We start from the raw sequence: 13895 nt of genomic DNA, 5'->3' as shown, positions 1-13895 counted from the left end.
GGGCGAGAAGCGCCAGTCGGTGGTGAAGCTGATCAGCATGAACTTGGCCTGCGCCGCCGCAAAGGCGCGGGTGAGGTCGCCGCCGTGCTCGCGCGCGGGGTCGAAGTAGTCCAGCGCCCGGGTGATCAGCAAGTAGGTGTTGGCGTCGAAGTACTCGCTGAACTTCTCGCCCTGGTAGCGCAGGTAGCTCTCGATCTGGAACTCGATGTCCTGCGTGCTGTAGCCCAGCTCGGCGGCACGCAGGCTGCGGCCGAACTTGGCCTCCATCGAGTCGTCGGACAGGTAGGTGATGTGGCCGATCATGCGTGCCACCCGCAGCCCGCGCGCCGGCACCACGCCATGGGCGTAGAAGTGCCCGCCGTGGAAGTCGGGGTCGGTGACGATGGCGCGGCGCGCCACCTCGTTGAAGGCGATGTTCTGCGCCGACAGGTTGGGCGCGGTGGCCACGGCCACGCAGTGCCGCAGCCGCATGGGGTGGCGCAGCGACCAGCTCAGCGCCTGCATGCCGCCCAGGCTGCCGCCCAGCACCGCCGCCAGCTGGCTGATGCCCAGCTGGTCGAGCACGCGGGCCTGGGCGTCCACCCAGTCTTCCACCGTCATCACCGGGAAGTCGGCGCCGTAGGGCCGGCCGCCGGCGGCGGGGTCGGGGTTGGCATGCATGGGCCCGGTGGAGCCAAAGCACGAGCCCGGGTTGTTGATGCCGATGACGAAGAAGCGGTCGGTGTCCAGCGGTTTGCCGGGACCCACCAGGTTGTCCCACCAGCCTTCGCTGCGGTCCTGGCCTTCATAGGTGCCCGCCACGTGGTGCGAGGCATTGAGTGCATGGCACACCAGCACGGCATTGCTGCGGTCGGCGTTCAGCCTGCCGTAGGTCTCGTAGACCAGGGTGTAGTCGGCCAGCCGGGCGCCGCTTTTCAGCGGCAGCGGCTGGGCAAAGTGCATGCGCTGCGGTGTGACGTGTCCTAGGGATGCCATCAACAAGAAACCCGGTGCCGCCAAAGATGCGGACACCGGGCCGGGCATCCCTCTTTAGCAGTATTTGTTGAGCGCCCGCAATCTGAGAAGCAAATCGGCGCTGGGGTGGGGAGTGTACTTGCCCCCAAGCTCGCTTCGCTCGCGTCCCCCCAGGGGGGAGCGTTCAGCCTTGGGGCGGCCCGGCGGCTGAACATCTAGCGGCCGGCGCCGGGTGCGCCAGTCAGCCGTCCTGGCGGATGCGCTCGATCAGCTGGGCCAGCACCGCCTCTGCCTGATCGTTCTCCACCTGGCAGGTGCCGGCCGCGTGGTGGCCGCCGCCGCCGTATTCGAGCATCAGCGCGCCCACGTCGGTCTTGCTGCTGCGGTCGAGGATGCTCTTGCCGGTGGCAAACACCGTGTTGCGCTGCTGCACGCCCCACATCACGTGGATGGAGATGTTGGTCTGCGGGAACAGCGCGTAGATCATGAAGCGGTTGGCCGCGAAGATGGTCTCTTCGTGCCGCAGGTCCAGCACCACCAGGTTGCCGTGCACGGTGGCGCAGCGGGTGATCTGCTCCTTGGCGCGCTCGGCATGCTCGAAGTACAGGTCCACCCGTTCCTTCACGTCGGGCAGGCCCAGGATGTCCTGGATGCCATGGTCGCGGCAGTAGGCGATCAGGTCCATCATCAGCGCATAGTTGCTGATGCGGAAGTTGCGGAAGCGGCCCAGCCCGGTGCGCGCGTCCATCAGGTAGTTCAGCAGCACCCAGCCGCTGGGGTTCAGGATCTCGTCGCGGCTGAACTGCGCGGCGTCGGCCTTGTCCACCGCGGCCATCATGTCGGGCGCGATGGTCGGAAAGCGCGCCGCGCCGCCGAAGTGCTCATACACCACGCGCGCGGCCGAAGGCGCCTTGGCATCGATCACGTGGTTGGGCCGCTCGCCGGTGTTGCGCAGGGTTTCCGACGCATGATGGTCGAAGGCCATGTACACGCCGGGCACGTAGGGCAGGTTGGTGGTGATGTCCCGCGCCGTCACCTCCACCTTGCCGTCCTGCATGTCCTTGGGATGCACGAACTTGATCTCGTCGATCATCTTCAGTTCGTTCAGCAGCACGGCACACACCAGGCCGTCGAAGTCGCTGCGGGTGATGAGGCGGTAGGTCGGAGCGGTCATGGGCGGTCGTTCTCGCTTTGGCTTGAAGGGCGTGGCGGGATTTCGGCAGCGGGGGCGGGGACTAAAGTCCGGCGGCTGTCGAATTCCTTTACACGCGCCGCGGAGGCAGCGCCTGAAAATCGGCTAAGTGATTGATTTCATTGAGGCATATTGGGGTGGCACGGTGTCTGCTTTAAAGGCTCGCAACAGCATTCACCGACGGGAGTCACACATGTTCAAGACCAAGCTCATCGCTGGCGCCGTTCTCGCCGCCCTGCTGGGTACCGCCCACGCTGGCGCCACCTTCAAGGTGGAAGAAAGCGCGATCACCGGCACCCCGCAAAACGAAGTCGTCGCCGACAAGATCACGCTGCGCTACGAAGCGCAGATCAACCAGACGCAAGCCAACCCCGCTGCGCAAACTGTCTTCAACGAGTCCGGCTTCTTCAACGCCACCGGCTTCTCGCTGGGCAGCTCCTCGCAGTCGACCTTCCTGAACGGCCCGGGCACCTCCGGCTACCGCATCTACGGCCTGTTCACCGTGGCTGGCAGCATCTCGTTCGTGGGCACCACCGCCCTGGCCGACTTCCTGACCGGCAGCGTGCAGTTCTTCGCCGACGTGAACTCCAACACCGGCAAGACCCTGAACGGCAGCAACGGCCTGGGCGCCACCACGCTGACCAACAACGCCGACGACATCCTGCTGGGCAGCAGCAACGTCGTGCTGGCCGGCAGCCAAGCCAATGTGCCCCTGGTCGGCAACCAAGCCGCCAGCGGCGGTTCGTTCGTCATCAACTACGGCGCCCTGGACCTGACGGCCACCGGTTCCGCCTTCTTCTTCGACCCGCAGCCGTTCTACCTGCGCATCGAAGTGTCGGGCGAAAACGAGAGCTTCAACCCCGCCCTGACCCCGGGCAACTACAGCGGCGTGGCCGTGGGCGACGCTTCGGCCGAGTTCAACAACAACGTGCCGGAACCCGCCTCGCTGGCGCTGGTCGGCGCCGCGCTGCTGGGCCTGGGCCTGGCTCGCCGCCGCAGCAACAAGGCCTGAGTCGCCTGAAACGCAGCACGCCCCGGGCGGGGCGTGCTTCACACGGGGTCCATCCTTCGCGGGGTGGGCCCCATTGTCATTGGGGCTTCGATCGCCCCTCAGCGCATCAACCGCCCGCCACGCGCGGGCGGATGAAACGCAGCAGCAGCCGCTGCACGACGTTGGCGTTGCCACCCGGCCGCCAGGTGCGGCGCAGCTTCTGCTCGTACGCGTCGAACTGCAGCGCCCAGGGCGCAGGGCTCAGCTTGCCGCGCCCCAGCAGCACCTTCAGCACCGCCGTGCCCATCACGCCCGCGCACAGGTCGCAGGACATGGGCGTGCTCGGGCCGCGCCGCTCCTTGAAGTTCACCGCGTCCGGCGCCACCAGGTAGTGGCGGTTCATCGCCGAGGGCGACAGGCCGGCGATGAAGCGGGCGTACTGCTCTTCCACCGGCTGGCCTTCGACGCGGAAGTACTCCTCGAAGCTCATGCGCCCGGGCTGGAAGTACAGCAGCGACACGCCCATGCCCAGCGGCGCCGCCGTCAGCGCCGGAATGCCCTGCGCGTACGACTGCGCGAACAGCAGGCGCCGCGCCTCGATGGCGAAGAAGTCGATGCCGTCCACGTACACGTCGACGCCTTGCAGGAAGGCCCCGACATTCCCGGCCGTCACCCCGTCGCCGAACACCTCCACCTCCGCCTCGGGATTGATGTCGCGCACCATGCGCGCAATCACTTCGGCCTTCGGCTGGTCCAGCGTGCTCATGAAGGCGCCGGCCTGGCGGTTGAAGTTGTGCACCTCGAAGCGGTCGAAGTCGGCGATGTGAAAGCGGGTGACACCCAGGCGGGCCAGGGTGATCGCATGGGCGCCGCCCACGCCGCCCAGGCCGGCGATGGCCACCCGGGCGGTGGCCAGGCGGCGTTGTTCTTCGGGCGTCACCCAGCCGATGTTGCGCGAGAAGGCACGGCCGTAGTCAAAGCGGTTGTCGTTGTGCAAGGCGGGTCTCCTGTTCCCCGATGACGAGGTCCGTCGACTTGTCCTTCGGAGCCCGTGGCCCTGGCTCCATGGCCCGTCCGGCTGACGCAGGGTCCCACCGTGACGGATTCCTCACTACAGTTGACTCAACAGCTTCTGCACTTCGGGCTGGGCCGGGAACTTGTCTCCCAACGCGGCCAAGGTCTGCAACTCGGTTCGTGCCTGCGCGGACTTGCCAGCCTGCAGGTAGATGCGGGCCAGCGTCATGCGGCCGTTCGGCTCGTCGGGCGCCAGTTCCAGCACCCGCTTCTGCACCTTGACGGCCTCGTCGAACTGCTTGTCCTGCGCCAGGGCCAGGGCCAGCGTGTCCAGGAGCGCGGGCACGTCGGGTTGCAGTTCGGTGGCACGGCGCGCCGGCACCAGCGCGCCCTTGTCCCCCAGGCGCACCATGGCCCAGGCCATGTTGTTGAGTGCGGGCACGTAGTCGGGATGATGCTGCAGCACCGCCTGGAACTGTGCCACCGCCCGGGCGAAATCACCGCCCATCATCGCCTGCTCACCCAGGTAGTAGCGCAGGTCCCGCTCTTGCGGATGGGCCGCCACCCACGCGGCAGCCACCTTTTCAGCCTCGGGCTGGCGGTCGGCCCGCATCAGCGCGCGGTGCAGGCGGATGGCTGCTTCCGGCTGCGGGAAGCGGGCATACAGCGCCTTGTAGCGATCCACCGCGGCGTTGCCGCCCTTGCTCGCGTCGACATCGGCTTCCCACAGAAAGCCGGTGAGTTCCTGCGGCCGGGCCTTCTGCACGGCGCGGGCGATGGCCAGCGCGTCCTGGGTCCGGTTTTCACTGAGGGCGATGCGCAGCAGCGCCTGCTGAGCCGGCACCAGGTCCGGCGCAATCGCCACCGCGCGCTGCAGGTGGGCCTTGGCAGCGGCGGTGTTCTTGGCGGCCAGCTCGAGGTCGGCCAGCCGCGCATACGGCAGGCTCGATTGCGGCGCCAGCGCCACCAGCTTGTTGAAGGTGGACACGGCCTGCTGAGTATCGCCGGTGGCCGTCTGCGCCCGGCCCAGCGCGTCCAGCAGCTCGATGCTTTCCGGCTGTGCCACCAGCGCCGCCTGGGCTGCTTCCAGCGCCTGCGGCGCCTGGCGGTGAGCCAGCAGATGCTCCACCAGCGCCAGCCGCGGCTGCACGTCGCTGGGGTTGCCGGCCACGGCCTCGCGCAGCAAGGCCTCGATCTTCTCGGGCGGTGCCATCTGGCGCGTCTGCAGCGCGGCCAGACCCAGCAAGGCCTGCAGGTTGCGCTTGTCGGTGGCCAGCACCTTTTCCAGCCGCTGGCGGGCGGCGTCCACCTGCTTGTCGCGCAGGTCCAGTTCCACCAGCCGGGTGACGGCGGGCATGTACACCGGATCGAGGCCGAGCGCCTTCTCGAACGAAGCACGCGCGCCGGCCACGTCGTTCTGCCGCAGCTGCACGCCGCCCCGCAGCTGCGGTGCCAGCGGATTGCGGGGCTGTTTGGCTTCCAGCCGGTCGATCGCTTCCAGCGCGCGCGGCAGCTCGCCGCGGCGGACGTAGTAGCTGATGACCACCATGTCGGTCTGCGAGCCGGTCTTGTCGTCGGCGGCGATGGACTTGAGCTCGTTCAGCGCGGCCTCGCTTTGCGTGCGCTGCAGCTGCAGCGCGGCCAGCGCCGTGCGGCTGCGCGGCTGGTCGGGCGCCACGGCCACGGCCTTGCGGAACAGCTGCTCCGCCTTGTCGACCTCATTGCCCAGCAGACTGGCTTCGCCGGCAATCAGCAGGGCATCGGCGTCCGGGCGCGCGCCTTCCAGCATCGGGGACAGCGTGCTCAGCGCCTTGGCCGGCTGGCCCGAGCGCACATAGGTCTGCGCCAGCAGGCGCCGTGCGACCGGCAGCTCCGGCGAGATCTGCAATGCCTTGGTCAGCGTGCGCTCGGCCACCAGCAGGCGGCCGCGCTTGAGCTCCAGCCCGCCGGCGACCTGCAGCGACAGCGCATGGTTGGGGGCCGCCTTGAGCACCTGCTGGATCAGTTCGTAGGCGCGGCTGTCGTCGCCCCGCGTGATCGCCGCCTGCGCCTCGAAAAACAGACTCTGCTGCTGCTGGCCAGGCAGCCGGCGCAGCTTGTCGATTTCGCTGGCCGCAGCCGTCTCGCCCAGCTCGAACATCAAGGAAATCTTGGCGATGCGTGCCGGCCCGTGCGTGGGCTGCAGCTCCAGCGCGGTGTTGTACGCAGCCAGGGCATCGCTGCGCTTGCCGTCCAGCTGCAGCAGGTTGCCGCGGGTGAAGAAGGCGTCGGCGTCCTTCGGGTGGGCAGCCACCACACGGTCCACCATGGCCAGCGCCTCGGCCCGCTGGCCGGCCGTGCCCATCATGCGGGCCTTGAGCAGCAGCGCCGGCGGATGCTCGGGCACCGCCTGCAGCGCCTCGGCCAGCGCCTTGTCGGCCTGTGCGGGCGATTTTTCGGCCAGATAAGCCAGCGCCAGCGAGGTCTTGAGGCTGGCGGTGGCTTCGGGGTTATCGAAGCGGGTGTTGGCGTAGTCACGCACCACGACCTGCGACTGACCCTGCGCCGCCAGCGCGCGGGCCAGCGCCGGCACGGCCTTGTCGGCGGCATAGCCGTACTCCACCGCACGCCGCAACTCCAGGGCGGCATCGCCGGGGTTGCCACTGCGCAGCAGGGCTTCGCCCAGCAGGTAGCGGGCCTCGGCCAGCTTCAGGTCCTTCTGCAGCGCATTCTTGAGCTGGATGATGGCCGCCGCGTTGTCGCCCTTGTCCAGGTAGGTGCGGGCAGAAGCCAGCAGCTGTTCAGTGCTCTGACCACCGCAGCCAGCAGCCACCAGGGCTGGAACGAGAACCGCGATACGGAGCAGACGATGCAGGTGCTGGGCCAAGACAACCACCATGGGAGAGTGCAGGAGATCCATGCCGTCCCAAGACGGCGCGGCCTCGGCAGATGGTACACAACCGGGTTTTCAGGCCGGCAGCCCTGCCCGCTCAGCCAGCCTGCACCGGCGTATACCCCACCTCCTCGATCGCCGCCTTCAGCGCCGCCGCATCCGCCGCAGCGGGCTGCACCTGCACGCGGTGGCTGGGCAGGTCGATCTGTACCTGGGCGCCGGGGTCCGCCTCTTGCACGGCCTGGGTGATGGCGCGCACGCAGTGGCCGCAGCTCATGTCGTTGACTTCGAAGGTGATCATCGGGGGTCTGGATGAGTGGAACGATGCAGGCAGTGTGAAGCTTGCCATCGTGTCAGGGTCAAGGCCCTGAGGCCGGTGCGGGCGGGCTTGACCTTGCCATGATGGCAAGCTTGAGACTGGCGTCGAGCCCGTCGTCGTTCCGGGTCGCCAGGCCATCACCATGTCTTCGTCCACCGCTGCCACCCCGCCCCTCCAGCTGCAAATCGGCGGCATGACCTGCGCCGCCTGCGTGATGCGGGTGGAAAAGGCGCTGAAGAAGGTGCCGGGCGTGGCCGAAGCGTCCGTCAACATCGCCACCGAGCGGGCCACCGTTCATGGGGGCGCCGACGTGGTGGCGCAGGCGCTGCAGGCAGCAGCCGTGGCGGCCGTCGAGAAGGCCGGCTATGAAGCCACCCCGGTGCGCGAGGACGACGACGAGGCACCCGCCGGACCGGTGCCTGCCGGCGGCCTGCCCAGCTGGTGGCCGGTGGCGCTGGCGGTGCTGCTCACCCTGCCGCTGCTGCTGCCCATGCTGCTGTCGCCCCTGGGCGTCGACGCGATGCTGCCCGGCCTGTGGCAGCTGGCGCTGGCCACGCCGGTGCAGTTCGTGCTGGGCGCGCGCTTCTACCGCGCGGGCTTCAAGGCGGCGTTGGCGGGCAGCGGCAACATGGACCTGCTGGTGGCGCTGGGCACCTCGGCGGCCTACGGGCTGTCGGTGTATCTGCTGCTGGCGGCCGGCGCGGCGCACGGCGGCCATGGCGCCATGCCGCACCTGTACTTCGAGGCCTCGGCCACCGTCATCACCCTGGTGCTGCTGGGCAAGTGGCTGGAGCAGCGCGCCAAGCGGCAGACCACCGAGGCCATTCGGGCGCTGCATGCGCTGCGCCCGGCCACCGCCCGCGTGCGCCGCCACGGCGTGGAAGCCGAGTTGCCGGTGCGCCAGGTGCGGGTGGGCGATCTGGTGGTGCTGCGGCCCGGCGAGCGGGTGCCGGTGGATGGCGTGATCGTCGAAGGCCGCAGCCACCTGGACGAATCCATGCTCACCGGCGAAAGCCGGCCCGTGGCCCGCGGCGAAGGCGGGCCGGTGACCGGCGGCGCCGTCAACGGCGAAGGGGCGCTGCTGCTGCGCACCACCGCAGTGGGCGCCGAGACCACGCTGGCCCGCATCATCCGGCTGGTGGAATCGGCGCAGGCCGCCAAGGCGCCCATCCAGCGCACGGTGGACCGGGTGAGCGCGGTGTTCGTGCCGGTGGTGCTGGGGCTGGCGCTGCTCACCTTCGGCGGCTGGCTGCTGGCCGGCAGCGGCTGGGAAGCGGCGCTGATCAACGCGGTGGCGGTGCTGGTGATTGCCTGCCCCTGCGCGCTGGGCCTGGCCACGCCCACGGCCCTGATGGCGGGCACCGGCGTGGCGGCGCGCCACGGCATCCTGATCAAGGACGCACAGGCGCTGGAGGTGGCGCATGCGGTGGACACCGTGGCTTTCGACAAGACCGGCACGTTGACCGAAGGCAAGCCCGCGCTGGTGGCCCTGCAGCCGGCCGAGGGGCTGGACGAGGCCGAACTGCTGCGCCTGACCGCCGCGCTGCAACAGCACAGCGAGCACCCGCTGGCGCGGGCGGTGCTGCAGCCGGCCCAGGCGCAAGGCCTGCAAGCGCCCGGCGCGACAGACACCCAGGCGCTGCCGGGCCGCGGGCTGCAGGCCGTGGTGCAGGGCCGGCTGCTGCAGCTGGGCAGCGGCCGCCTGTTGGCCGAATCGGGCGCAGCCGCCGGCCCGCTGACGGCGGTGGCTTCACGGTGGCAGGCCGAGGGCCGCACCGTCTCGTGGCTGCTGGCGCCGGCCGCGGCTGAGGGCCCCGCCCGCGTGCTGGGCGTGCTGGCCTTCGGCGACGACATCAAGCCCGCCGCCGCAGCCGCGGTGCAGCGGCTGCGCGCCATGCGCATCCGCACCGTGATGCTGACCGGCGACAACGCCGGCAGCGCAAAGGCCGTGGCCGCGCAGCTGGGCATCGACGACGTGCGGGCCGAGGTGCTGCCGGCCGACAAGGCCGAGGCGGTGCAGGCCCTGCGCCAGGCCGGCCGCGTGGTGGCGATGGTGGGTGACGGCATCAACGATGCGCCGGCCCTGGCCGCGGCCGACGTGGGCATTGCGATGGCCACCGGCACCGACGTGGCGATGGAGACCGCCGGCATCACGCTGATGCGCGGCGACCCGGCGCGGGTGGCCGATGCCATCGACATCTCGCGCCGCACCTACGCCAAGATCCGGCAGAACCTGTTCTGGGCCTTCGCGTACAACGTGGTGGGCATTCCGCTGGCCGCGCTGGGCTGGCTCAACCCGGTGATCGCCGGCGCAGCAATGGCCTTCAGCAGCGTGAGCGTGGTGAGCAACGCGCTGTTGCTGCGCCGCTGGCGCCCGGCGCCTGAAGCAGGAGGTCGCACCCCATGAGCACCACAGCCGGCATGAACATCGGCCAGGCGGCACAGGCCAGCGGCGTCACGGCCAAGATGATCCGCCACTACGAGCAGATCGGCCTGCTGCCGGCGCCGCCGCGCACCGAGGCCGGCTACCGCCGCTACGGCGCGGCCGACGTGCACACGCTGCGCTTCATCCGCCATGCGCGCGATCTCGGCTTTCCGCTGGCGCAGATCGGCGAGCTGGTGGGCCTGTGGCACGACCGCGCCCGGCCCAGCCGGCAGGTCAAGGCGCTGGCGCAGGCCCACATGGCCGCGCTGGAAGCCAAGGCCCGCGAGCTGCTGGCGATGAAGACCACGCTGGAGCACCTGGTGCACTGCTGCCATGGCGACGACCGGCCCGACTGCCCGATCCTCGACACCCTGGCCGCGCCGCAGGACCTGCGCTGAATCGGTCTACGCGGGTTGGGTTGCGGTGCGCGAGGTGTGCACCAGCCACACCACCAGCGACAGCACCGGCATCGCCAGCCCCAGCAGGCAGGCGCCGGGCCAGCCGCCCACGCTGTACATCCAGGCACCCAGGCTGGAGCCCAGCGCGCCGCCCACGAAGAACATCGCGATGAACAGGCCATTGAGCCGGCCGCGCACCTGCGCGCCCAGCGCGAAGATGGCCCGCTGGCCCAGCAGCAGGCTGGCGGCTACGCCCATGTCCAGCACGATGGCCGAGGCCAGCAGCACCGCCACCTGCGTGCCCACGGCCGCGGTGCGCACCAGGCCGATGAGGAAGGCGGCGCCCATCATCAGCATCGCGATCGGCGTGGCGGTGCGCGCCAAGCCACGGTCGGCCAGCCGGCCCGTGATGGGCGCGGCGATAGCACCGGCCACGCCGGCCAGCGCGAACCAGGCGATCTGCGTCTGGCTGAAACCGATGGGCGCAGCCGCCAGGTGCAGCGGCACCACCGTCCAGAACAGGCTGAAGGCCGCGAAGCCGCACGCGTGGTAGAAGCCGCGCAGCCGCAGCACCGGCGTGGCCAGCCACAGCCGGCCCATCGACCGCAGCAGCTCGCCATAACCGGCCTGCCCGCCCGGCTGCCGGCGCGGCAGCAGCCTCCACAAGGCCAGCGCCATGCCCAGCGTGGCCACGGCCGACAGACCGAAGATGGCATGCCAGCCGAAGTGGTCGGCCACCAGGCTGGCCGCCGGCCGCGCCAGCATGATGCCCAGCAGCAGCCCGCTCATCACGTTGCCCACCACGCGGCCGCGTTGCGCCTCGGGCGACAGGTGGGCCGCGAACGGCACGATGACCTGCGCGGCCACCGCACCCAGGCCCACCACCACGCAGGCCGCCAGGAACAACGACGCCGAGGGCGCGACGGCCGCCACGGCCAGCGCCGCGGCGGTGACCACCAGGGAGGCCACGATCAGCCCCCGGTTCTCCACCCGGTCGGACAGCGGCACGATGAGCAGCAGCCCCGCGCCGTAAGCGCACTGGGTGGCGGTGACGATCAGCCCGGCCGCCGCACGCGACAGGCCCAGGCTGTCGGCGATCGGCCCCAGCAGCGGCTGCGCGTAGTACAGGTTGGCCACGATCAGGCCGCAGGCGGCGGCCATCAGGAACGAGAGCCACACCGGCATGCCGGTGGGAGGAGAAGCGGAAGAGGCGGAAGACATCAGCGCCTTGCGGTGCAAAGCGCGCCATCATGCCCAGCCACGGCTGCGCCCGCTCAGCCGGCGCGCAACGGCCCTACCGCTCGGCCCGGTTCAGGGCTGCCCGTTGCGCCCATGCAGCCGGAAGGCCGGCCGCTCGCTCAACCGCTGGTAATAGGCGGCCACGGCCGGCAGCTCGGGCCGCGCCATCGGCGTGGCATGCCAGCGGTGCACGGCCAGGCCCAGCACCACATCGGCCAGGGTGAAGGTGCCGCCCAACACATGGGCACCGCTGCGCGCCAGCTGGCGCTCCAGCACGCCCATCATCGCGTTCCACTGGGCCACGCTGGCCTCGATGGCGGTGGCATCGGTGTGCGCCGGGCTGCGCCGCACCAGGGCCATGAAGGCGTAGCGCCAGGCGTTGTTCAGGTCGCCCAGCTGCCAGTCCATCCACTGTTCCACCTTCGCGCGGGCGAAGGCGTCAGTGGGCAGCAGGTCGGTGCGGCCCTGGCGGCGCGCCAGGTAGCGGCAGATGGTGTTGGACTCCCACAGCACCACCTCGCCATCGACGATGACCGGCACCTGCGCGTTGGGGTTGAGGGCCTTGAAGGCCGGGTCGTCGGTGGCCTGGAAGCCGGCGCCCCATTGCTCCTGCTCGTACGGCAGGCCCAGTTCGGCGCAGGTCCACAGCACCTTGCGCACATTGATGGAGGGCGACTTGCCCAGGATCTTCAGCACTTCCACTCCTGTTCGACGGCTGGCGCACGATAACCGCCACCGCTGCCACCGCCTGCACCGCAAAGCCGCCGCTTATCGCGCGCACGCGGCCACGCGCCAGCGCCTACCATCGGCCCGCCTCAGCCCTGAACGAGTGAACGATGGCCCCAGCCTGGATCTCCGCGGTCAACCGCCATGCCCCGGTGCGCTACACCGCCCTCTTCACCTGTGCCGTGGCCGCCTTGCTCGGCACGCTGGCCTGGGTGGCCGCCGGCAGCGGCGGCTGGGTGGCGCTGCTGGGCTGGGCCGGTGTGCTGATCGGCCTGCACGACCTGCGGCAGCCGCAACACTCCATCCTGCGCAACTACCCCGTCATCGGGCACCTGCGCTTCCTGCTGGAATTCATCCGCCCCGAGATCCGCCAGTACTTCATCGAGAGCGACAACGAGGCCGCACCCTTCTCGCGACAGCAGCGCTCGCTGGTGTACCAGCGCGCCAAGGGTGAGCCTGACAACCGGCCCTTCGGCACGCAGATGGACGTCAAGCAGGTGGGCTACGAGTGGATCAACCACTCGATCGCGCCCTCGCAGATCGACAGCCACGACTTCCGCGTGACCATCGGCGCCAGCCGCGCGCAGCCCTACAGCGCCAGCGTGTTCAACATCTCGGCGATGAGCTTCGGCGCACTGTCGGCCAACGCCATCCTGGCGCTCAACGGCGGCGCCCAGCGGGGCCATTTCGCGCACGACACCGGCGAAGGCTCCATCAGCCGCTACCACCGCGAGCACGGCGGCGACCTGATCTGGGAGATCGGCTCGGGCTACTTCGGCTGCCGCAACGACGACGGTTCTTTCAACGAAGAACGCTTCATCGCCAACGCCACCGACCCGCAGGTCAAGATGATCGAGCTCAAGCTCAGCCAGGGCGCCAAGCCGGGCCATGGCGGCGTGCTGCCCGGCCCCAAGGTGACGGCGGAAATCGCCGCGGCGCGTGGCGTGCCGGTGGGGGTGTCGTGCATCAGCCCGGCGCGGCATGGCGCCTTCAACACGCCGGTGGAAATGCTGCACTTCATCGACCGGCTGCGCACGCTGTCGGGCGGCAAGCCCACCGGCTTCAAGCTGTGCATCGGTCACCCGTGGGAGTGGTTCGCCATCTGCAAGGCGATGCTGGCCACCGGCATCACGCCCGACTTCATCGTGGTGGATGGGGCCGAGGGCGGCACCGGGGCCGCGCCGCTGGAGTTCACCGACCACGTGGGCGCGCCGCTGCAGGAAGGCCTGCTGCTGGTGCACAACACGCTGGTGGGGCTGAACCTGCGTGAGCACATCAAGCTGGGTTGCGCCGGCAAGGTGATCAGCGCCTTCGACATCGCGCGGATGATGGCGCTGGGCGCCGACTGGTGCAATTCGGCGCGCGGCTTCATGTTCGCGCTGGGCTGCGTGCAGGCCCAGACCTGCCACACCGGCCTGTGCCCCACCGGCGTGACCACGCAGGACGCGGTGCGCCAGCAGGCGCTGGTGGTGCCCGACAAGACCGAGCGGGTCTACCGCTTCCACCACAACACGCTGGAAGCGCTGAAGGAACTGGTGCAGGCCGCCGGCCTGAAGCACCCCAACCACATCACCGCGGCGCACATCGTGCACCGGGTGTCGGACCATGAGGTGCGGCTGCTGATCAACCAGCTGAACTTCCTGCGGCCGGGCCAGCTGCTGGCCGCCGCCGAAGGCCGCGAGGACTGGCCGCATGCGGTGTACAGCCTCTACTGGAAGCTGGCGCAGGCCGACAGCTTCGAGCCGGTGACCGGCGAAGGCCCGGC

At 70.0% G+C, this 13895-nt stretch carries 11 protein-coding genes; 4 read left to right on the top strand and 7 right to left on the bottom strand.

The features are described 5' to 3' along the window. A partial coding sequence (locus tag ABNT58_RS01395; protein WP_348751725.1) for a homoserine O-acetyltransferase occupies window positions 1-975 on the bottom strand: 975 nt, incomplete at its 3' end. A gap of 220 nt (window positions 976-1195) precedes the next feature. Then, window positions 1196-2128, bottom strand: a complete 933-nt coding sequence (locus tag ABNT58_RS01390) for an exopolyphosphatase (RefSeq protein ID WP_348751724.1) — start codon at window positions 2126-2128, stop codon at window positions 1196-1198. A 211-nt stretch (window positions 2129-2339) separates the two neighbouring features. On the opposite strand from ABNT58_RS01390, the gene pepA reads away from it, so the two are divergent. Further along, window positions 2340-3158, top strand: a complete 819-nt coding sequence (pepA, locus tag ABNT58_RS01385; RefSeq protein ID WP_348751723.1) for a flocculation-associated PEP-CTERM protein PepA — start codon at window positions 2340-2342, stop codon at window positions 3156-3158. Window positions 3159-3264: 106 nt separating this feature from the next. On the opposite strand, the gene ABNT58_RS01380 is transcribed toward pepA, so the two are convergent. From ABNT58_RS01380 to ABNT58_RS01370, 3 genes are all read right to left on the bottom strand, one after another. Continuing rightward, window positions 3265-4134, bottom strand: coding sequence for a ThiF family adenylyltransferase (locus tag ABNT58_RS01380; protein WP_348751722.1), 870 nt, complete (start codon window positions 4132-4134; stop codon window positions 3265-3267). Between the two features lie 114 nt (window positions 4135-4248). After that, window positions 4249-7029: an XrtA/PEP-CTERM system TPR-repeat protein PrsT gene (gene prsT / locus ABNT58_RS01375; RefSeq protein WP_348751721.1), complete on the bottom strand. Its 2781-nt coding sequence runs from the start codon at window positions 7027-7029 to the stop codon at window positions 4249-4251. Between the two features lie 91 nt (window positions 7030-7120). Next, on the bottom strand, window positions 7121-7324 hold the full coding sequence (locus ABNT58_RS01370; RefSeq protein WP_348751720.1) for a heavy-metal-associated domain-containing protein: 204 nt from the start codon (window positions 7322-7324) through the stop codon (window positions 7121-7123). Between the two features lie 160 nt (window positions 7325-7484). Here ABNT58_RS01370 and ABNT58_RS01365 point away from each other — a divergent pair, with 160 nt between their 5' ends. Together ABNT58_RS01365 and cueR are read left to right on the top strand one after the other, a co-directional pair. After that, complete coding sequence (locus ABNT58_RS01365; RefSeq protein ID WP_348751719.1) at window positions 7485-9749, top strand: heavy metal translocating P-type ATPase; 2265 nt, start codon at window positions 7485-7487, stop codon at window positions 9747-9749. Window positions 9750-9763: 14 nt separating this feature from the next. After that, complete coding sequence (gene cueR / locus ABNT58_RS01360; protein WP_348751726.1) at window positions 9764-10165, top strand: Cu(I)-responsive transcriptional regulator; 402 nt, start codon at window positions 9764-9766, stop codon at window positions 10163-10165. A 6-nt stretch (window positions 10166-10171) separates the two neighbouring features. Here cueR and ABNT58_RS01355 read toward each other — a convergent pair whose 3' ends face one another. Together ABNT58_RS01355 and ABNT58_RS01350 are read right to left on the bottom strand one after the other, a co-directional pair. Next, on the bottom strand, window positions 10172-11386 hold the full coding sequence (locus ABNT58_RS01355; protein ID WP_348751718.1) for an MFS transporter: 1215 nt from the start codon (window positions 11384-11386) through the stop codon (window positions 10172-10174). Window positions 11387-11476: 90 nt separating this feature from the next. Then, window positions 11477-12100 (bottom strand): glutathione S-transferase, encoded by a 624-nt coding sequence (locus tag ABNT58_RS01350; RefSeq protein ID WP_348751717.1) that lies wholly within the window; start codon window positions 12098-12100, stop codon window positions 11477-11479. Window positions 12101-12240: 140 nt separating this feature from the next. Between ABNT58_RS01350 and ABNT58_RS01345 the strand changes: the two genes are divergently transcribed. Further along, window positions 12241-13895 (top strand): FMN-binding glutamate synthase family protein (locus ABNT58_RS01345; RefSeq protein ID WP_348751716.1); only part of this gene is annotated, 1655 nt, incomplete at its 3' end.

Origin of the sequence: uncultured Aquincola sp. (assembly GCF_964001545.1) — a bacterium.
Classification (GTDB): Bacteria; Pseudomonadota; Gammaproteobacteria; order Burkholderiales; family Burkholderiaceae_C; genus Aquincola.
The sequence above is the reverse complement of the archived record's forward strand: the minus strand, read 5'-3'. Positions and strand labels throughout refer to the sequence as shown.